At 74.3% G+C, this 19,780-nt stretch carries 17 protein-coding genes and 1 tRNA gene; 11 read left to right on the forward strand and 7 right to left on the reverse strand.

Going from position 1 to position 19,780, the window contains the following annotated elements; genetic code table 11:
- Positions 1-38: 38 nt before the first annotated feature.
- Genes CRP29_RS21640 through CRP29_RS21660 form a run of 5 tightly spaced genes read right to left on the reverse strand, consistent with a single transcriptional unit; the run spans position 39 to position 4,573 of the window.
- Positions 39-1,238: a pyridoxal phosphate-dependent aminotransferase gene (locus tag CRP29_RS21640; protein WP_097197139.1), complete on the reverse strand. Its 1,200-nt coding sequence runs from the start codon at positions 1,236-1,238 to the stop codon at positions 39-41.
- Positions 1,235-2,671 carry an RNB domain-containing ribonuclease gene (locus CRP29_RS21645; RefSeq protein ID WP_097197140.1) on the reverse strand — a complete coding sequence of 479 codons (1,437 nt, stop codon included), beginning with the start codon at positions 2,669-2,671 and terminating at the stop codon, positions 1,235-1,237. Before CRP29_RS21645 ends, CRP29_RS21640 begins: the two co-directional genes overlap by 4 nt.
- Before the next feature lie 39 nt (positions 2,672-2,710).
- On the reverse strand, positions 2,711-2,926 hold the full coding sequence (locus CRP29_RS21650; protein WP_097197141.1) for an RNA-binding S4 domain-containing protein: 216 nt from the start codon (positions 2,924-2,926) through the stop codon (positions 2,711-2,713).
- Between the two features lie 5 nt (positions 2,927-2,931).
- Complete coding sequence (locus CRP29_RS21655; RefSeq protein WP_097197142.1) at positions 2,932-3,657, reverse strand: MOSC domain-containing protein; 726 nt, start codon at positions 3,655-3,657, stop codon at positions 2,932-2,934.
- A 1-nt stretch (position 3,658) separates the two neighbouring features.
- Complete coding sequence (locus CRP29_RS21660) at positions 3,659-4,573, reverse strand: aldose epimerase family protein (RefSeq protein ID WP_097197143.1); 915 nt, start codon at positions 4,571-4,573, stop codon at positions 3,659-3,661.
- A gap of 118 nt (positions 4,574-4,691) precedes the next feature.
- Here CRP29_RS21660 and CRP29_RS21665 point away from each other — a divergent pair, with 118 nt between their 5' ends.
- The gene (locus CRP29_RS21665; protein WP_097197144.1) at positions 4,692-6,512 is read left to right on the forward strand and encodes a flavin-containing monooxygenase; all 1,821 of its coding nucleotides are present in this window, start codon (positions 4,692-4,694) and stop codon (positions 6,510-6,512) included.
- Positions 6,509-7,711 (forward strand): cytochrome P450, encoded by a 1,203-nt coding sequence (locus tag CRP29_RS21670; protein ID WP_217991709.1) that lies wholly within the window; start codon positions 6,509-6,511, stop codon positions 7,709-7,711. The genes CRP29_RS21665 and CRP29_RS21670 overlap by 4 nt, the downstream gene beginning before the upstream one ends.
- Positions 7,712-7,715: 4 nt before the next feature.
- Here CRP29_RS21670 and CRP29_RS21675 read toward each other — a convergent pair whose 3' ends face one another.
- A complete protein-coding gene (locus CRP29_RS21675) occupies positions 7,716-8,174 on the reverse strand; it encodes a GNAT family N-acetyltransferase (protein WP_097197145.1) in 459 nt (152 codons plus the stop codon).
- A gap of 72 nt (positions 8,175-8,246) precedes the next feature.
- On the opposite strand from CRP29_RS21675, the gene CRP29_RS21680 reads away from it, so the two are divergent.
- The 3 genes from CRP29_RS21680 (at position 8,247) to CRP29_RS21690 (ending at position 12,049) form a co-directional block, all read left to right on the forward strand.
- The gene (locus CRP29_RS21680; protein ID WP_097197146.1) at positions 8,247-9,410 is read left to right on the forward strand and encodes an acyl-CoA dehydrogenase family protein; all 1,164 of its coding nucleotides are present in this window, start codon (positions 8,247-8,249) and stop codon (positions 9,408-9,410) included.
- 92 nt (positions 9,411-9,502) lie between these two features.
- Positions 9,503-9,973 carry a DUF1707 SHOCT-like domain-containing protein gene (locus CRP29_RS21685; RefSeq protein ID WP_097197147.1) on the forward strand — a complete coding sequence of 157 codons (471 nt, stop codon included), beginning with the start codon at positions 9,503-9,505 and terminating at the stop codon, positions 9,971-9,973.
- Between the two features lie 96 nt (positions 9,974-10,069).
- On the forward strand, positions 10,070-12,049 hold the full coding sequence (locus CRP29_RS21690) for an acetoacetate--CoA ligase (RefSeq protein WP_097197148.1): 1,980 nt from the start codon (positions 10,070-10,072) through the stop codon (positions 12,047-12,049).
- A 49-nt stretch (positions 12,050-12,098) separates the two neighbouring features.
- Here CRP29_RS21690 and CRP29_RS21695 read toward each other — a convergent pair.
- Positions 12,099-12,184 (reverse strand) — tRNA-Leu (locus CRP29_RS21695).
- A 174-nt stretch (positions 12,185-12,358) separates the two neighbouring features.
- Here CRP29_RS21695 and CRP29_RS21700 point away from each other — a divergent pair.
- The 6 genes from CRP29_RS21700 to CRP29_RS21725 all read left to right on the forward strand — a co-directional run bounded on the left by CRP29_RS21700 (position 12,359) and on the right by CRP29_RS21725 (position 19,723).
- On the forward strand, positions 12,359-13,171 hold the full coding sequence (locus tag CRP29_RS21700) for an FHA domain-containing protein (RefSeq protein ID WP_097197149.1): 813 nt from the start codon (positions 12,359-12,361) through the stop codon (positions 13,169-13,171).
- Positions 13,172-13,247: 76 nt separating this feature from the next.
- The gene (locus tag CRP29_RS21705; protein WP_097197150.1) at positions 13,248-13,709 is read left to right on the forward strand and encodes an FHA domain-containing protein FhaB/FipA; all 462 of its coding nucleotides are present in this window, start codon (positions 13,248-13,250) and stop codon (positions 13,707-13,709) included.
- Positions 13,706-15,163 (forward strand): PP2C family serine/threonine-protein phosphatase, encoded by a 1,458-nt coding sequence (locus CRP29_RS21710; protein ID WP_097197151.1) that lies wholly within the window; start codon positions 13,706-13,708, stop codon positions 15,161-15,163. Before CRP29_RS21705 ends, CRP29_RS21710 begins: the two co-directional genes overlap by 4 nt.
- Positions 15,163-16,560 (forward strand): FtsW/RodA/SpoVE family cell cycle protein, encoded by a 1,398-nt coding sequence (locus CRP29_RS21715; RefSeq protein ID WP_097197152.1) that lies wholly within the window; start codon positions 15,163-15,165, stop codon positions 16,558-16,560. The genes CRP29_RS21710 and CRP29_RS21715 overlap by 1 nt, the downstream gene beginning before the upstream one ends.
- On the forward strand, positions 16,557-17,999 hold the full coding sequence (locus CRP29_RS21720) for a peptidoglycan D,D-transpeptidase FtsI family protein (RefSeq protein WP_097197153.1): 1,443 nt from the start codon (positions 16,557-16,559) through the stop codon (positions 17,997-17,999). Before CRP29_RS21715 ends, CRP29_RS21720 begins: the two co-directional genes overlap by 4 nt.
- A complete protein-coding gene (locus CRP29_RS21725) occupies positions 17,996-19,723 on the forward strand; it encodes a serine/threonine-protein kinase (RefSeq protein ID WP_097197154.1) in 1,728 nt (575 codons plus the stop codon). Before CRP29_RS21720 ends, CRP29_RS21725 begins: the two co-directional genes overlap by 4 nt.
- The last annotated feature ends 57 nt before the right edge of the window (positions 19,724-19,780 follow it).

Raw genomic sequence — 19,780 nt, forward strand, 5'->3', positions numbered from 1 at the left:
CCCCTTCCACCCGGGGCAGAAATGGCCATTTCTGCCCTTCATGCCGGTTCCCCGTCCATGGCGGCCAGCCGCCGGACGGCCTCGCCGAGCACGTCGTCGCCCTTGCAGAACGCGAACCGGACCAGGTGCCGGCCCAGGTGCGCGTGCTCCGGCGTGTAGAACACCCCGCTCGGGACGGCGACGACCCCGGCGCGCGCGGGCAGCGCCCGGCAGAAGGCCAGGCCGTCGCCGTCGGGCTGCACCGGCCGGACGTCGACGGTCGCGAAGTACGTCGCCTCGGGGCCGACCACCGGCAGGCCGGCGTCCCGGAGGCCCTGCACCAGCACGTCGCGCCGGTACTGCAGGTCGCGCGCCACCCCCGCGACGTACGCGTCCGGCAGCCGGAGGCCGGCCGCGACGGCGGGCTGGAACGGCCCGGCGTTGACGTAGGTGAGGAACTGCTTCGCGGTGCGGACGGCGGAGACCAGCGGCGCGGGCCCGCAGATCCAGCCGACCTTCCAGCCGGTCACGTTGAACGTCTTGCCGGCGCTGCTCACCACGAGGGTGCGTTCGCGCATGCCCGGGAGCGTGGCCGGCGAGACGTGCCGCGCGCCGTCGAAGACCAGGTGCTCGTAGACCTCGTCGGTGAGGACCAGCAGGTCGTGCTCGACCGCCACCCCGGCCAGGAACGCCAGTTCCTCGGCGGACAGCACGGTGCCGGTGGGGTTGTGCGGTGTGTTGAGCAGCAGCAACCGGGTGCGCGGGGTGATCGCCGCCCGCACGTCGGCCGGGTCGAAGGTCCAGCGGCCGCCCTCGGGCCCGGGCGGGGTGAGCGGCACCGGGCGGACCACGCCGCCGGCCATCGCGACCGCCGCGGAGTAGCTGTCGTAGATCGGCTCGAGCAGCACCACCTCGTCGCCGGGCTCGACCAGCGCGAGCATGGCGGCCGCGAGCGCCTCGGTGGCCCCGGCGGTGACCAGCACCTCGGTGTCGGGGTCGTAGGTCAGGCCGGAGAAGCGCACCTGGTGCTCGGCGATCGCCGCCCGCAGCTCCGGGATGCCAGGGCCCGGCGGGTACTGGTCCGCGGCGGTGCCGATGGCCTGCCGGGCCACCTCGAGCACCTCCGGGGGGCCGGGGTAGTCCGGGAAGCCCTGACCCAGGTTGATCGAGCCGGTGGCCACCGCGAGGGCGCTCATCTCGGCGAAGACCGTCGTCCCGAAGCCCTGCAGGCGGTCGGCGAGGTACGGCGTCCGGCTCATGCCGGACCGGCCAGGGTGAAGCGCACGGTCCGGCCGACGACGTCGGCCTGCTCCAGCCGGGCCCGGATGCGGGTGCCGGGGCGCAGGCCCTCGCCGGTGCAACGGCCACGGATCGCCAGGTCGTCCAGCACCACCGTGCCGCGGCCGTCCTCGGCTTCCACGACGACGGCGGAGAACGTCTGGCCCTCCCGGCCGTGCAGCAGCCACGCCTCGGTCGCGTCGACCACGGCCCGCTCGACGTCGCGGGTGCGCCGGTCCGAGGCCGCCATGAGCGCCGGGAGCTCGGGCAGCGCGGCGCGCAGCACGGGATCAGGTTCGGTCCCGGCCGCGAGCGCCAGGCAGACCTCGGTGCCGAACCGGTCGACCAGCCGCCGCAGCGGGGCGGTCACGTGCGCGTACGGGGCGCCCACCCCGCCGTGCCCGGGCTGCTCGGGCGGCACGCCGTCGAAGGCGGTGTACGCAGCACCCCGCAACAGGGTGACCGCCTCCTCGAGGAAGGCGGCGTGCCCGGGGCGGGCGGGGTCCAGCCCGGAGATCACGGCTCCGGGGGCGGCCCCCTCCGGCCAGTCGACGCCGAGCGCGGGCGCGAGCACCCGCAGGCTGTCGACGTCCGAGGGGCGGGGCGGCGGGAGGGTGCGGAGCAGGCCGCGGCCTCCGTCCAGCATCAGCGTGGCGGCGCACCGTCCGGTGAGCAGCGAGATCTGGGCGTTCCAGCCCTCGACCGGCAGGTCGCCGCGGAGCACGAGCGTCCAGCCGCCGTCGGGTGTCGCCTCGACCGACTGGTCCGGTGTGCCGAGCTCGATGGCTCCGCGCTCGGCGGCCCGGCGCTGGAGCAGCCGGCCGATCACCGGGAGGAGGGCGAGCGGTTCGGGCAGGGTGCCGGCATCGGCCTGGACCTGCACCGCGGGGTAGTCCAGCTGCGCACGGCTGCGGACCCGGGCCCGGCGCAGGTCCACGCGCAGCGGCTCACCGTCGGCGTCCAGGTCGATGGTCCAGAGCGCGGCCGCGCGGAGCTCGCCGGGCAGCAGGCTGGCCGCGCCCTCGCTGAGCACCGGCGGGTGCAGCGGCGTCCGGCGGTCGGGGCTGTAGAGGGTCTGGCCGCGACGGCCGGCCTCGCCGTCCAGCGGCCCGCCGAGAGCGACCACCGCGCCGACGTCGGCGATGGCGTACGTGACCCGGTAGCCGCCACCCAGCCGGGCGAGGTGGACGGCCTGGTCCAGATCCCGGCTGCCGACCGGGTCGAGCGTGACCAGCGGGAGGTCGGTCGCGTCCAGCTCGGGCAGCCGCGGCTGCGCCGCCCGCTGCTCCGCCGCCGCGAGCACCGCGGCGGGGAACTCCTCCGGGACGTCGAACTCGGCGCGGATCGCCGCGAAGTCCGGGCCCGCCGGAGCCGCGGCCGGCCAGCGGGGGACGCGGAGCGGGGCGCGGACCATGCGGTCAGCCTGGCAGAACCAGGCGTTCCACGTGGAACCTCAGCGGACGCGGACGTCCCCGAAGCCCTCGATGGAGACGACGTCACCGGAGTGCAGCTGCCGGCCCCGGCGGTCCTCGGCCTCGCCGTTGACCCGGATGTCGGTGGTGGCCAGGACGTCCTTCACCTGGGCGCCGGTGGGCACGGCGTCGACCAGCTTGAGCAGCTGGCCCAGCCGGATGGTGTCCTCTCCGGGCCGCAGGTCGACGGTGCGCATGCCGCTCAGTCTGCCGCCGGCTCCAGCACGTCGCCGACCCGGACCCGTCCCGGCCGGGTGACGGCGGCGCGGACGGCGAGCATCCCGTCCCGCTCGCGGTGGATCGTCTTGAGCACGGAGGTGTCGCGGTCGATGCCGCCGGGCTGCGGGCGCGTGGTCATCACGCACCGGGCGATCGGGGCGCCGACGCGCAGCTCCACCTCCCCGAGCGCCAGCTCCTGCCCGCGCAGGTCGTCCTCCCCCGCGCCGTCCAGCAGCACGTTGGCGCGGAACCGGCGCCGGTCCCAGTTCCCCAGGGTGCCGGTGGAGACCAGCGACAGCCGGATCCGCGGGCTGTCGTGGAAGGGACCGGTCGCGCCCTGCCACTGCTGCCACTCGATCGGGCCGTCCGGCTGCTCGTCGCCGGGGTCCTCGTAGGTCGGCGCGCTGCCGTCGTTCTCGGTCGCGGCGCGCAGCTCGACCCGCTGGCCGAGCCAGTCCGAGAGCACGGCGTCGTCCGCGGTGACGGTGCCGTCGGGCAGCACGACCTCCACCCCGCCGTCCGGCGTCACCCGTGCGGCCCCGAAGAGCAGCTCCGGCGCCCGCCGGGCGGTGAGCCCCAGCCCGGTGTCCCGGTCGAACAGCGCCCAGCCGCGGTCGCGCGGGATGCCCAGCGGCCCGACGTGGGCCTCGGTCAGCAGCTCGCCCTGCAGCGACTTGACCGGGTAGCGCCACAGCTCCAGCACGCGCATCTCAGCCCGCCGGGGTCCAGGTGAGCGCCCAGGTGCCGGACCAGCTCTCCCCCGGCTCCAGGACGACGACGTCGACGCCGTCGGCCAGCGCGTTCGCCGGGCAGCTCATCGGCTCCAGCGCGAGGCTGCGCCGCCGCTGCCCCACCGGGAGGGTGTCGCCGCTGTAGACCAGCAGCCACGGCCAGGCCTCGTCGACCGCGAGCTCCAGCTCCCCTGCCGCGCCGCGCAGCCGGGCCCGGGCCCAGCCGTCGGCGTCCCGGTCGAGGTCGGTGAGCGGGGTGTCGAACGCGCGGTTCCCGATCCGGCCGACGGCGCCGTCGAAGGGGCGCCGCTCGCCCGTCGGCAGCCCGCCGTCGATCAGCAGCTCGGTGCGCCCGGGGAGGTCGAGCTCGGCGTCGGCGATGCCGCCGTCCTCGGTCGCACCGACCGAGAAGTAGGGGTGGAAGCCGGCGCCGAAGGGCGCGCGGCGGTCGCCGTCGTTGCGGACCCGCAGGGTGACGGTGAGGCGCTCGGGCGTCAGCACGAGATCGGCGGCGGCGGCCAGCCGGAAGGGGTAGCCCGGTCGTGGCAGGACCGTCGTCCCCACGGTGGCGGTGTCGTCCGTGACCGCCAGCGCCGTCCACGGCTGCCAGGTGACCAGGCCGTGCTGGGCGACGGGCGCGGCGGGCGAGACCACGTCGAGCTGGAGCTCCTCGCCCTCCCAGGTCCACCGGCCGTCGCGGATCCGGTTGGGCCAGGGCAGCAGCACCCCGCCACGGCGGCCGGGGAGGGTGCCGCCGGCGGGGTAGCCGTCGAGCACCTCCCAGCCGCCCACGGCGAGCCGGCGCAGCGCGCCGCCCCGCAGGTCGACGGCGAGGGAGGCCTCCCCCGCCGTCAGCTGCACCTCGCGCGGTCCGGTCGGCCAGATGTCGGGCATGCGGCCAGCTCACCACATCCACGGCGTGCGCCACGAGTGGTTGGTGACGGCAACCCTGCGCCATGAGAGTGTCATCGGGACTGTGGCGCGCGGCACAGTCGGACGAGGGGAACGCGGGATGACCTCCACACGCGGGCCGGTGCGCCCGGACGGAACGCCGATCGACACCGATGCGGTCCGCCGCAAGTACCTCGAGGAGCGCGACAAGCGCCTGCGCGCCGACGGCAACGACCAGTACCTGCGCCTCACCGGCGAACTGGCCGGCTACCTCGCCGACCCGTACACCCCGCGGGTCGAGCGCGCGCCGAAGACCGACCACGTCACCGTCGCCTTCATCGGCGGCGGCTTCGCCGGCCTGGTCACCGGCGCGCGGCTCACCGAGGCCGGCGTCACGGGAGTCCGCATCGTGGAGAAGGGCGGCGACTTCGGCGGCACCTGGTACTGGAACCGCTACCCCGGCGCCCAGTGCGACACGGCCTCGCTGATCTACATGCCGCTCCTCGAGGAGACCGGCCACATGCCGACCGAGAAGTACGCGCACGCGCCGGAGATCCTCGAGCACTGCCAGCGCATCGGGAAGCACTTCGGCCTCTACGACGACGCGCTGTTCCACACCGAGGTGACCGACCTCGAGTGGGACGCCGCGGCGTCCCGCTGGATCGTCCGCACCGACCGGGGCGACGAGTTCACCGCACAGTTCCTCGCCATGGGCACCGGTCCGCTGCACGTGCCCAAGCTGCCCGGCATCCCGGGGATCACCTCGTTCCGCGGGCACAGCTTCCACACCAGCCGGTGGGACTACGACTACACCGGCGGCGACCCCTACGGCGCGCCGCTGGACGGGCTGGCCGACAAGAAGGTGGCCCTGATCGGCACCGGCGCCACCTCCGTCCAGGCCGTACCGCACCTCGCCGGCGCGTGCGCGGAGCTCTACGTCTTCCAGCGCACGCCGTCGTCGGTGGACGTCCGCGGCAACGGGCCGCTGGACCCGGAGTGGTTCGCCTCCATCGCCACCCCCGGCTGGCAGCAGCGCTGGCTGGAGAACTTCACCGCCACGCAGACCGGCGCCGGCACCGGCGAGGACCTCGTCATGGACGGCTGGACCGACCTGGCCCGCCGGATGCAGGCCAGCATCAGGGCGCTGCCCGCCGACGAGCTGACGCCGGAGCGGATCCAGGCGGCCTTCGACGACGCCGACGTCGAGAAGATGGAGGAGATCCGCGCGCGGGTCGACGCCGTGGTGGCCGATCCGGCGACCGCCGAGGGGCTCAAGGCCTGGTACCGGCAGCTGTGCAAGCGGCCCTGCTTCCACGACGAGTACCTGGACGCCTACAACCGGCCGCGCACGCACCTCGTGCACACCGACGGCAAGGGCGTCGAGCGGATCACCGAGACCGCCGTCGTCGCCAACGGGCAGGCCTTCGACGTCGACTGCATCATCTACGCCTCGGGCTTCGAGGTCGGCACCGACTACACCCGGCGGGCCGGCTACGACGTGACCGGGCGGGACGGCGTCCGGCTGTCCGAGCGCTGGGCCGACGGCATGCGCACGCTGCACGGCACGTACGTGCACGGCTTCCCGAACATGTTCCTGGTCCAGCCCACCCAGGGCGCCAACCTGATCAGCAACGTGCCGCACAACCTCACCGAGTCGGGGCGCACGATCGCCGCGGTGATCCGGCACGCGCTGGACACGGGCTCGTGCGAGGTCGAGGTCGGCGCCGAGGCCGAGCAGGCCTGGGTCGACCTGCTGCTCACCCACCCGGGCACGCGCATGGGCGGGCCGGACTGCACCCCGGGCTACTACAACAACGAGGGCCAGGACGCCGGCCCGCGGGCGAAGCTCAACGTCGGCTACCCGGCCGGCGCGGCCGCCTACTTCACCTACCTGGACGGCTGGCGCTCGTCCGGAGAGTTCGAGGGATTGATGTTCCGGTGACCGACCTCGAGGACCTGGTCCGCAGCATCGACGTCGCCGACCCCTATCCGGTGTGGCAGTCGCTGCTCGACCGCGGGCCGCTGATCGCTCCCGACGGCTCCTTCGCGCTGCTGACCGCGCACGACCACTGCGACGCCGTCCTGCGCTCACCCCTGGTCAGCGTGGACCGGAACAACTCCACCTCGTGGCGGGAGATCGCCGCCACGCTGCCGCCCGAGGAGCTCGCCCGCCAGGAACGGCAGCGCAGCTTCCTCTTCCTCGACCCGCCGGACCACACCCGGCTGCGCCGGCTGGTCAGCAAGGCGTTCACGCCGCGGACCGTCGCCGAGCTGACGCCGTTCGTGGAGCAGCTCGCCGAGGACCTGCTCGCCGCCGCGACCGCCGATGGCCGGCTGGAGGTGGTCAGCGCGCTGGCCTATCCGCTGCCGGTCACCGTGATCAGCCGGATGCTCGGCGTCCCCGAGGCCGACCACGTGCGGTTCTCCGGCTGGTCGGACGTGCTGGCCAAGAGCCTCGACGACGGGCCGCTGACCGAGGACCCCGAGGTCGCGCGGCAGCGGCGGCACGCCAGCGACGAGTTCCGCGCGTACTTCACCGCGCTGTGCGCCGAGCGCCGGGCCGACCCGCGGGACGACCTGCTCAGCGCGCTGGTGCAGATCGAGCACGAGGGCGACCGGCTCACCACCGACGAGCTGCTCAACACCGCCCAGCTGCTGCTGGTCGCCGGGCACGAGACGACGGTGAACCTGATCGCGAACGGCACGCTCGCGCTGCTCCGGGACGACGAGCTGCGCGCGCAGGTCGCCGCGGACGACGCCTGCGCCACCGGGTTCGTCGAGGAGGTGCTCCGGCTCGACCCGCCGGTGCAGATGACCGCCCGCATCGCCCGCGAGGACCTGCCGGTGCCCGGCGGCGTCGTCCGCGCCGGCGGCCGGGTCGTGCTCCTGGTCGCCGCTGCCGGGCGGGATCCGGAGCAGCACCCCGACCCGCTGCGGATGGACCCGACGCGGACCAGCGCTCACCTCGCGTTCGGCATCGGCCACCACTACTGCCTCGGGGCGCCGCTGGCCCGGCTCGAGGGCCGGGTGGCGCTCCAGGCGCTGGCCCGGCGGCTCGCCGGCGCCCGGCTGGGCGAGCTGACCTACAAGCCCAACCGCATCCTGCGCGGCCCGGCCCGCATCGAGGTCCTGCTCCCCTGACTCGTCAGGGGAGGGTGCGCTCGAAGAACAGCGAGTGGGTGGCCCGCGGATCGCCGGCGTAGCCGCCGAAGGCCGTGATCGGGCGGTACCCGCCGGACTCGTACAGCGCCACCGCCGCGGTCTGCAGCGGCCCGGTCTCCAGGCGGAGTGTCGTCCAGCCACGGCTGCGCGCGGCATCCTCCAGGCCGGTCAGCACCAGGCGGCTGATTCCACGCCGGCGCGCGGCCGGGACGACGTACATCCGCTTGACCTCGGCCACGCCGTCGCCCAGGGCGCGCAGGGCGCCGCAGCCCAGCGGCGTGCCGTCGTCCGCCAGGGCGACCAGCACGACCGAGATGTCGGCTGCCGACGGTGGACGTCCGGGCTCGGTCTCCGCGCCGTAGAGGTCGCGGATCTCTTCCTGCTGGTCGTCGGCGAGGCGCTGGACGACGGCGTCGTCCCAGGCCCGCTCCTCGATGCGCACCCGCCCATCCTTCCCAGCAGCCCGGGCCGGTCCCGCGGGTACCGTCCGGGCACGCCGTCCTGGAGGAGAACCGTGCCCGTCGACCGCGAGCTGCCCACCCGCGAGGCCGAGGACCTGCTCGCCCTCACCCGCGACATCGCCGACGCCGAACTGGCCCCGAAGGCGGCCGCGTTCGAGCGCGAGGAGCGGTTCCCCCGCGAGGTGTTCCGGCTGCTGGGCGACGCCGGCCTCATGGGCCTGCCGTTCGGCGAGGACGTCGGCGGCGGGGGCCAGCCCTACGAGGTCTACCTGCAGGTCGTCGAAGAGCTCGCCGCCCGGTGGGCCAGCGTGGCGCTGGGCGTCAGCGTGCACACGCTCTCCTGCTTCCCGATCGACCGGTTCGGCACCGAGGCGCAGCGCCGCGACCTGCTGCCGGTCATGGTGGGCGGGCACCTGCTGGGCGCCTACTGCCTGTCGGAGGCGCACGCCGGCTCCGACGCCGCGGCGCTGCGGGCCAGCGCCCGTGCCGACGGGGACGGCTGGCTGGCCACGGGCGAGAAGGCCTGGGTCACCCACGGCGGGCAGGCCGACTTCTACTCGACGTTCCTGCGCACGCCGGACGACGGCGAGAAGGGCATCTCCTGCTTCCACCTGACCCCGGACCTGCCCGGCTTCAGCGCCGCCCCTCCGGAGCAGAAGATGGGGCTGACCGGCTCCACGACCGCGGCCATCCGCCTCGACGACGTCCCCGTGACCGCCGACCGGCTCGTGGGCGAGCGCGGCCGCGGCATGGGCATCGCGCTCGCGGCGCTGGACTCCGGCCGGCTGGGCATCAGCGCCGTCGCCGTCGGGCTGGCGCAGTCCGCGCTCGATCTCGCCGTCGGCTACGCGGTCGAGCGGGAGGCCTTCGGCCGGCCGATCGCCCAGCACCAGGGCGTGTCCTTCCTGCTGGCCGACATGGCCGCCGCCGTGGAGTCCGCGCGGGCCACCTACCTGGTCGCCGCCCGCCGCAAGGACGCCGGCAAGCCCTACTCGCGCCAGGCCAGCATCGCGAAGCTGATCGCCACGGACGCCGCGATGAAGGTGACGACCGACGCCGTCCAGGTGCTGGGCGGGGCCGGCTACACCCGCGACCACCCGGCCGAGCGCTACATGCGCGAGGCGAAGGTCATGCAGATCTTCGAGGGCACCAACCAGATCCAGCGGATGGTCATCGGCCGGCACCTCACGAACGCGGTCGTGCCTCCGGCCGGCTGAGCCGCCGGTTCCACGTGGAACCCACCGATGGGTGGACGACGACGCGCGGCCGCGGGCCGATACTGGAGCCCACCGCCACCTGGGAGTGCTCGATGCCCGAACCGCACCTGCGCGCCGCCGACGCGGACCGCTCCGCCGTCGCCTCCGTGCTCGGCGAGCACATGGCCGCGGGCCGCCTCACCGTCGCCGAGTACGAGGAGCGGCTGACCCGCGCCTACGCCGCCAAGACGTACGGCGAGCTCGCCGAGCTGACCACCGACCTGCCCGGCGGCGTGACGCCCGCCGTGCGCAGCAGCGGCGCACCCGCCCGACGCGAGGACCGGCCCGCCCGGTGGGGCGGCGACTGGGGCAAGGCCGACGCCTGGGCGTGGCGCTCGTGGGCGACCACCGCGGCGATCGTGATCAGCATCTGGGCGATCACCTCGCTGGCCAGCTGGGAGTTCCTCTACTTCTGGCCGATCTGGGTGCTCGGCCCGTGGGGCGTCGTCCTGTTCATCCAGTCGTTCGGCGACGACGACGAGGACGACGACGGCCCCGGGCCGCAGGCGCTGCCCGGGCGCTGACGTCCCCCGGGGCGCAGGAACCGCCCGTGCCATGCTGCGAGGAGCGGACCGGCGCGGCCGGCCCACCCCCGCTCCCCGCCATCGCAGGAGGCACGCGTGACCGGTGACAACGAGTTCGGCGAGCCCGGCCAGGTGCTGTGGGCCCCGTCCGCGGAGCGGCAGGAGAGCTCCAAGCTCACCGCCTTCGCGCGCCGGATCGAGGCGAAGCACGGCGTGCGGTTCGCGGACTACGAGTCGCTGTGGCGCTGGTCGGTCGAGCACCTCGAGGAGTACTGGGCCGAGGTGTGGGACTTCTTCGACATCGCGCCCGGGACGGCGTACGACGCGGTGCTGGCCGACCGCAGCATGCCGGGGGCGGTCTGGTTCCCCGGCGCACGGCTGAACTACGCCGAGCACGTCCTGCGGCGCGGCGAGGGCCGCGGTGCGGAGACCGCGCTGGTCTCGGTGTCCGAGGACGGCACGGTCTCCGAGGTCACCTGGGCGGAGCTGACCGAGCAGGTCGGCGCCGTGGCGACCGCCCTGCGCCGGATGGGCGTCCAGCCGGGCGAGCGGGTCGTCGGCTACCTCCCCAACATCCCGCAGGCGGTCGTGGCCTTCCTCGCCGCGGCCAGCGTCGGCGCGGTGTGGTCGGCGTGCGGCCCGGAGATCGGCCTGCAGAGCGCGGTCGACCGGTTCGCCCAGCTCGAGCCGGTGCTGCTGATCGCCGTCGACGGCTACCGCTTCGGCGGACGGGAGCACGACCGCCGCGAACTCGTCGCCGACCTCGCCTCCGCGCTGCCGTCGCTGCGCGCCGTCGTCCAGGTGCCGGTGCTCGGCACCGAGCCCGCCGACGGACAGACCCCGTGGTCGGAGCTGCTCGCCGAGCCCGGCGAGGCCGCACCGGTCCAGCTGCCCTTCGACCACCCGCTGTGGGTCGTCTACTCCTCCGGGACGACCGGGTTGCCCAAGGGCCTGGTGCACGGCCACGGCGGGATCCTGGTCATGGCGCTGGCGCAGAGCGGGCTGCAGAACGACCCGCAGCCCGGCGACCGCGGCATGTCCTACACCTCGACCACCTGGATCATGTGGAACAGCATGGTCAGCGGCCTGCTCACCGGCAGCACCGCCGTGCTGTACGACGGCAACCCGATGTACCCCTCGGTCGACCGGCTGTGGCAGCTGGCCGAGGAGCACCGGCTCACCAGCCTCGGCGTCAGTCCCGGCTACCTGCAGGCGTGCGAGAAGGCCGGCCTGCACCCCGGGCGCGACCACGACCTCACCGCGCTGCGCAGCCTGGGGGTCACCGGCTCCCCGCTGCCCGCGAGCTCGTTCCGCTGGGTCTACGACGAGCTGGGGCCCGACTTCGTGCTGCGGGTGTTCAGCGGGGGCACCGACTTCGCCGCGACGCTGGTGGGCGGATCCCCCTGGCTGCCGGTCCACCTCGGCGAGATGTCCGGACGCGCGCTCGGCTGCCACGTCGAATCCTGGGACGACGCGGGCCGCCCCGTGGTCGACGAGGTCGGCGAGCTGGTCATCCTCGCGCCGATGCCGTCGATGCCGCTGCGGATCTGGGGCGACGAGGACGGCTCGCGGTACCACGACGCCTACTTCGACACCTATCCCGGCGTGTGGCGGCACGGCGACTGGCTGACCGTCACCAGCCGCGGCACCTGCGTCATCTCCGGCCGGTCGGACTCCACGCTCAACCGGCACGGGGTGCGCATGGGCAGCTCCGACATCTACCAGGCCGTCGAGGCGCTACCGGAGGTCGCCGAGGCGCTGGTGCTCGGCATCGAGCAGCCCGACGGCGGCTACTGGCTGCCGCTGTTCGTGCGGCTCGCCGAGGGCGCCGTCCTGGACGAGGCGCTGGTCGACCGCATCCGCTCGGCCGTGCGGACCCAGGCCTCGCCCCGGCACGTGCCCGACGAGGTGATCGAGGTGCCGGCGATCCCGCACACCACGACCGGCAAGAAGCTCGAGGTGCCGATCAAGCGGATCTTCCAGGGCATCCCCGTGGAGAAGGCCTGCAACCTGGGCGCGGTCGACGACCCCACCGCCGTCACCTGGTTCGCCGAGCTCGCCGGTAAGCGCCGGTAGGCGCCGGAACGACGAAGGCCGGACCCCGTCGGGATCCGGCCTTCGTCGCTGGTGGGCAAGGGGGGAGTTGAACCCCCACGTCCTTTCGGACACACGGACCTGAACCGTGCGCGTCTGCCATTCCGCCACTTGCCCTGGCGAGCGACGACATTAGCAGCCCTGCCGCGCGCAACCCCGGCAGGGGGGCCGTCGTTCCCACCCTGCCGTCACAAACGTGTCGGGCGACGCGCGTTGGCCGGTCCGGGCTGCGCCGCCCGGCTACGATCACGGCGTCCACGAGAACGTCCGGCCGAGCGCGAGGGAGCGACTGTGGGTGTGCTGCAGCGCTTCGAGCGACGACTCGAGGGCATGGTCGGTCTCGCGTTCGCCCGCCTGTTCAAGGGCAAGGTGCACCCGGCCGAGATCGCCAAGGCCCTGCAGCGCGAGGCCGACGAGCAGCGCTCGGTCGTCGGCGAGGGCCGCATCCTCGCGCCCAACGTGTACGTGGTGCGCCTGGGCGACACCGACTACGAGCACCTGGGCCAGTGGTCCGACCAGCTCGCCGGCGAGCTCGCCGACATGGTCTCCGAGCACATCGACGACGAGGGCTACTCGATCTTCGACGCCGTCCGCGTGCACCTCGAGCTGGACAGCGACCTCCCGACCGGCGTCTTCGAGGTCTCCTCGGAGGTCGCCGACCCGGACGCGCCGAGCGCCCGCGGCGATCTCGCCCCCGCCGGCGTCCCCCCGCTCCCCGGCCATCCCCCGCTGCCGCCCCTGCCCCCGCTGCGCGGGCACGTCGGCGACACCGGCCGGGTCTCGCCGTCCTCCGCCCGCCCGGGCAGCCGCGCGACCGTCACGCACGCCCTGGTCGTCGACGGCCCGGGCACCCGCCACGAGCTGTCCACCGGGCGCAACGTGATCGGGCGCGGCACCGAGGCCGACATCCGGCTCCCCGACACCGGCGTCAGCCGCAAGCACGTCGACGTCGTCCTGGACGGCGGCGTCGCCACCGTCGAGGACCTCGGCTCGACCAACGGAACCCTGGTGAACGGCCGGCGGGTCAGCCGCCAGCCGCTCTCCGACGGCGACGTCATCCGGATCGGCCACTCGGTGCTGGTGTACCGGCGGGACGGCGCGTGACGGGGACGCCGGGAGCACGCATGAGCCGGGCGGTACCGGGCACGACCTCGCTGATGGTGAGCGAGGTGACCGGCTGATGGCAGAGATCGTGCTGCAGGGATTCCGCTTCGGCTTCCTCCTGCTGCTGTGGCTGTTCATCTTCGCCGCGTTCCGCGTCGTGCGGGCCGACCTGTTCGGCGGCCGCGTCGGTCGCGTCGCGTCGGTCCCGCCCCGGGCCGCCGCACCCAGCAAGAAGCGCGGCAGCAAGGGCCCCCGGACCCTGGTCGTCACCGCCGGCCCGCTGACCGGCACCAAGATCACCCTCGGGGAGCAGCCGATCCTCGTCGGCCGGGCGGACGACTCGACGCTCGTCCTGACCGACGACTTCGCCAGCTCCCGTCACGCCCGGCTGACCAACCGCGGCGGCCAGTGGTACGTCGAGGACCTAGGCTCCACCAACGGCACGTACCTCGATCAGCAGCGCGTCCAGGGTCCGCTGCTGATCAACCCCGGTCAGCCGATCCGTATCGGCCAGACGGCCCTGGAGCTGCGCTCATGAGTCTCGTCCTGCGCTATGCGGCGCGTTCGGACCGCGGACTGATCCGCGGCAACAACCAGGACTCGGTCTACGCCGGTCCGCGACTGCTCGCGGTCGCCGACGGCATGGGCGGTCACGCGGCCGGCGACGTCGCCAGCAAGGTGGTCATCGCCGCCCTGCAGCACCTGGACGACGACACCCCCTCGGGCGACATGCTGCAGGCCCTCCGCCAGGGCGTGTTCGACGGCAGCGAGCACCTGCGCGAGGTCATCCGCGACTCCCCGCAGCTCGAGGGCATGGGGACGACGCTGACGGCGATCCTGTTCGCCGGTGGCCGGCTCGCGCTGTGCCACGTCGGCGACTCCCGCGCCTACCTGCTCCGCGACGGCGAGTTCACCCAGATCACGCACGACGACACGTTCGTGCAGACGCTGATCGACGACGGCCGGATCACCGCCGAGGAGGCCAACAGCCACCCCCAGCGCTCGCTGCTGCTGCGGGCGCTCAACGGCCAGGAGGTCGAGCCCGACCTCTCCATGCGCGAGGCCCGCGCCGGCGACCGCTACCTGCTGTGCTCCGACGGGCTGTCCGGCGTCGTCAGCGAGGAGACCCTCGCCGACGCGATGACCGACCCCGACCCGCAGACCACCGCGGACCGGCTGATCGAGCTGGCGCTGCGCAGCGGCGGCCCCGACAACATCACGGTGATCGTCGCCGACGTCGTCGAGGACGACGGCCGCGGCGTGCTCATGGAGCCGGTGGTCGACGGCGCCGCGGGCGACTACATCGGGCAGCGCCAGGTCGACGGCACCTCCGCGGCCGGCCGGGCCGCCCTGGCCGATCCCGCGCCGCCGCCCTCGCCTCCGCCCGCACCGCCGACGGGCGGTGGCCCCTCCGCCCGCCGCCGCCCGCTGCGACTTCTCCTCGGGGCGGGGATCCTCCTGGTCGTGCTCGTGGCCGGGGCGATCGGTACCTACGTGTGGGCGCTGCAGCACTGGTTCGTCGGGGTCGACGAGCAGCAGGGCACCGAGCAGGTGGCGGTCTTCCGCGGGCTGGACGTCTCGCTGCTCGGCCTGGACCTGTACCGCGTGGACCAGGACGCCGAGCTGCCGGTCACCCACCTGACGCCGGCCGCCCGGAACCGGGTGCAGGGCGGCATCACCGCCGACGACGCGGCCGACGCCGACCGCATCGTGGCGGCACTCCGCGACCAGCGGCTGCCGCCCTGCCGCACCGCCGAGGAGGAGGCCGAGGCCGCCGAGCCGGCGGAGGCCACCCCGGCCCCCCAGCCCGAGGGCGCCGTCCCGACGGACGGCTCGGTCCCCACCGTGCCCCCCGCCGCCCCCGAGACCGTGCCCGCCCCGGCCGTGCCGGGCGCCGGGTCCACCACCCCGGAGAGCTCCCCCGACGCCGGCTCGTCGGCCGCGACGACGCCGTCGTCCCGGCCGGGGGTGGACTGCCGGGAGGCCGAGTGATGGCCGGCCCGACGACCGACCCCCGCGCCGCCGCCCCCGGCACCGCCGTGCCCACCCGCCGCGGCACCGAGGCCCTGCTGCTGGCCTTCGCCGTGGCGATCACGCTGGCCGCGCAGTGCATCGTCGACCTGACCGTCACCGGCTCGCTGCGCCCCGAGCTGGCCACGTTCGGCATCTGGTTCACCGCGCTGTGGACCGGCGCGCACCTCGTCGTCCGGAAGTTCGCGCCCTACGCCGACCCGCTGCTGCTGCCCTGCGTCGCCGTCCTCACCGGCCTGGGGCTGGTGATGATCCACCGGCTGGACATCGCCGACCCCGACTCGGGCGCCGACGCCCCTGTGCAGCTGCTGTGGGCCACGATCGGGCTGCTCCTGTTCGTGGCGGTGCTGCTGGTCGTGCGCGACCACCGGCTGCTCTCGCGCTACGCCTACATCCTGATGCTCTTGGGCCTGGTGCTGCTGACCCTCCCGGCGATCCTGCCCGCCTCGATCTCCGAGGTGAACGGCGCCAAGATCTGGATCCGCGTGGCCGGGTTCTCCATCCAGCCCGGCGAGTTCGCCAAGATCTGCCTGGTCGTCTTCTTCGCCGCCTACCTGGTGGACAAGCGCGACGTGCTGGCCCTGGCCAGCCGCAAGGTGATGGGGCTGGAGCTGCCCCGCGGCCGCGACCTCGGCCCGGTCCTCGTGGTGTGGCTCGTCTCGATCCTGGTCCTCGTCTTCGAGCGGGACCTGGGCAGCTCGCTGCTGCTGTTCGGCATCTTCGTGGTGATGCTCTACGTCGCGACCGAGCGGTCCAGCTGGCTGGTCATCGGCCTGCTGCTGTTCGCCGGCGGCGCGACCATCGCCTACCAGGCCTTCGGTCACGTCCAGGCCCGCGTGGACACCTGGCTGGACCCCTTCGCCTACTACGACGGCTCCGGCTACCAGGTGGCGCAGTCGCTGTTCGGCCTGGGCACCGGCGGGCTGTTCGGCGCCGGCCTGGGCGGTGGCCGCCCCGACGAGGTGCCGATCGCCAAGAGCGACTTCATCGCCGCAGCGATCGGCGAGGAGCTGGGCCTGTTCGGCCTGGCCGCGGTGATCATGGTCTACCTGGTCCTGGTCGAGCGCGGCCTGCGCACCTCGCTCATCGTGCGGGACCCCTTCGGCAAGCTGCTCGCCGCCGGCCTCTCGTTCGCCGTCGCCTGGCAGCTGTTCGTCGTCCTCGGCGGGGTCACCGGCCTGCTGCCGCTGACCGGACTGACGACGCCGTTCCTCGCCTACGGTGGCTCCTCGCTGGTGGCCAACTTCGGCCTGGTGGCGCTCCTGGTGCGGATCAGCGACGCCGCCCGCCGCCCGGCCACGCCGCACGTGGCGCCGCAGCGGCTCACCGATGCGCCCACCGAGGTGGTGCAGCCGTGAACGCCCCGCTGCGCCGCGTGGCGATCAGCGTGCTGGTGCTGTTCACGCTGCTGATCGTCAACATCAACTACATCCAGGTGGTGCGCTCCGAGGAGCTGCGCGAGGACGGCCGCAACACCCGTGTCCTCGCCGACGAGTACTCGCGGGAGCGCGGCGCGATCGTGGTGGCCGGCGAGCCGATCGCGCTGTCCACCCCGACGGACGACCGGCTGAAGTACCTGCGCCAGTACCCGCAGGGCGGGCTGTACGCGGCGGTCACCGGCTTCTACTCCGTCATCTACGGCGCCACGGGCATCGAGCGCGCGGAGAACCCGCTGCTCGCCGGCACCGACGACCGGCTCTTCGTGCGGCGGATCTCCGACCTGTTCACCGGCCGGGACCCTTCCGGGGGCGACGTCGTCCTCACCCTCGACCCGGCCGTGCAGCAGGCCGCGATGGCCGGCCTCGAGGGCCAGGTCGGCGCCGTGGTGGCACTGGATCCCTCCACCGGCGCGATCCTGGGCCTGGCCAGCACGCCGACCTACGACCCGAACCTGCTGGCGAGCCACGACCTGGACGCGGTCCGGGAAGCGGCGGCGCAGCTCGAGGCGGCCGACCCGGACCCGCGCAGCAACCAGGCGATCAGCCAGCGCTACGCGCCGGGCTCGATCTTCAAGGTCATCGTCTCGGCGGCGGCGCTGGAGAACGGTTACACCCCGGAGACCGTCGTACCGGCGCCCCAGGTGTTCGACCTGCCGCAGTCCGACGGGACGCTCAAGAACTTCAACGGCTCGGCGTGCGACCCCAGCGGTCAGCAGCCCCTCATCCAGGCGCTCACCATCTCCTGCAACACCGCCTTCGCCCAGCTGGGCATCGACCTCGGCGAGGACGCGATCCGCGACATGGCCGAGGGCTTCGGCTTCGGCCGGGAGGACCTGGCGATCCCGCTGGACGTGGCGACGAGCACGCTCGGCGAGATCGAGAACGGCGACCAGCTGGCCAGGACCTCGATCGGTCAGCAGGACGTGCAGGTGACCCCGATGCAGGCCGCCATGATCGCCGCCGCCGTCGCCAACGACGGCGTCCTGATGAAGCCCTACCTGGTCGACCAGCTCCTCGCCCCGGACCTCACGGTCATCGACGAGACCGACCCCGAGGAGCTCTCCCAGCCGATCTCGGCGCGGACGGCCGAGCAGCTCACCGAGATGATGACCAGCGTCGTGACCAACGGCTCGGGGCGCGCCGCCGGCATCCGCGGGATCCAGGTGGCCGGCAAGACCGGCACGGCGGAGAACGAGGGCCCCGACCACAACTGGTTCATCGGGTTCGCCCCCGCCGACGACCCTCAGATCGCCGTCGCGGTGTTCGTGCGCAACGGTGGGGGAACGGGTGGGGACACGTCCGCGCCGATCGCCCGCCAGGTGATCCAGGCCTACCTCGACGCGCAGGAGGGCCGATGACCCTGGCCACCGGGAGCTTGCTCGCCGGCCGCTACGAGATCACCGCCCCGATCGCCGTCGGCGGCATGGGCGAGGTCTGGAAGGCCCGCGACCGGGTGCTCGACCGCGTCGTCGCGGCGAAGGTGCTCAAGAGCGAGTACACCGACGACCCGAGCTTCCTGGCCCGCTTCCGCAACGAGGCCCGGCACACCGCGGCGCTGTCGCACCCCAACATCGCCTCGGTCTACGACTACGGCGAGATCCAGGACGACTCGGGCACCAAGAAGCTGGCGTTCCTCGTCATGGAGTTCGTCGAGGGGCAGCCGCTGGTGCAGATCCTGCACGACGAGGGCAAACTGCCGGTCGACTGGACGCTGCACGTGCTCGAGCAGTCCGCCGAGGGCCTGTCGGCCGCGCACCGCGCCGGCGTGGTCCACCGCGACATCAAGCCGGGCAACCTCATGGTGCGGCCCGACGGCGTCGTGAAGCTCACCGACTTCGGCATCGCCCAGGCGCGCGACGCCACCCCGCTCACCCGCACCGGCATGGTGGTGGGCACCGCGCAGTACCTCTCCCCCGAGCAGGCCCAGGGGCTGGAGGTCAACGCCGCCTCCGACGTCTACTCGCTCGGCGTCGTCGCCTACGAGTGCCTGACCGGCGGCCGGCCCTTCGACGGCACCTCGCAGGTGGCGATCGCGCTCGCGCACATCAACCGGCCGCCGCCGCCGCTGCCCGCCTCGGTCCCGCCCGCGGTGCGGCTGCTCGTGGAGCGCGCCCTGGCCAAGGACCCGGCCGACCGCTTCCCCGACGGCGGCGCGTTCGCCGCCGCGATCCGGCGCGTGGCCGCCGGCGGGACGCCCGTCCCGGTCGGCCCGCCGACGACGCCGACCCAGATCGTCGACCCCGGCCTCGCCGACGGCCGCACCACCGTCCTCGCCGCGCAGCCCGGGGCGCTGACCGGCACCCGCGCGCTGACCCCCTCGACCGGCCCCGTGCCGCCCATGCCGCCCCTGCACGGGCCGGACGACGACGACTGGGGCGTCGACGACGAGCCGGCCCCCGCCCGCGGGCGTTTCCGCTGGGCGTGGCTGGTCGCCGCGCTGCTCGTGCTGCTCCTGGCCGGTGGGGGTGCCGCGCTGCTGCTGACCCGCGGCGACGGGGACGACGGCGACCGCACCGCCGGCCCGACCGGCACCGCGACCGGCTCCAGCGCGCCCGCGTCGGGCATCGCGCTGAAGGCGGCCAACGCCTACGTCGGCCGGGACGCCGACGAGGTGGCCGAAGAGCTCGAGGACCTGGGCCTCGAGGTGGTGCAGGAGCCGGCCAGCGACGCGCTGCTCGCCGACCTGGGCCGGAACTTCGACGAGAACGCCGTCGCGGCGATCGTCCCGTCCGGCACCACCGTGGACCCGGCGACCACCGTCGTCCGCCTCACCGTCGCCGAGGACGGCTGGACGGTCGAGGACGAGCCCGAGACCGAGGCGCCGGCCCCCGAGCCGGAGCCCGAGCCCGAACCGGAGCCGACCGTGGCCCCGACGACGAGCCGGCCTCCGACGACGTCGCCGCCCGCCTCCAGCACGTCTGCGCCGAACACGAGCTCGGCCCCGTCGACGCCGACGCTGTCGGGCCAGCCGGCCGAGCCCAGCGACACGGTCCCCCCGGGTGACGGCGGCGGGACGGGTGCGCCTGCCCCGGGCGGGGCTGCGAACCCTCCTGAGGCCGCTGCTGCGGAAGTGGTCAGGTGACCCGGCTGACCCCTCCCGGTTCCCCGGCAACGCGCCGCGGCGCCGCTAGGCTCGCCG

It is taken from the genome of Blastococcus aggregatus (assembly GCF_900221005.1).
GTDB classification, from domain to species: Bacteria; Actinomycetota; Actinomycetes; order Mycobacteriales; family Geodermatophilaceae; genus Blastococcus; species Blastococcus aggregatus.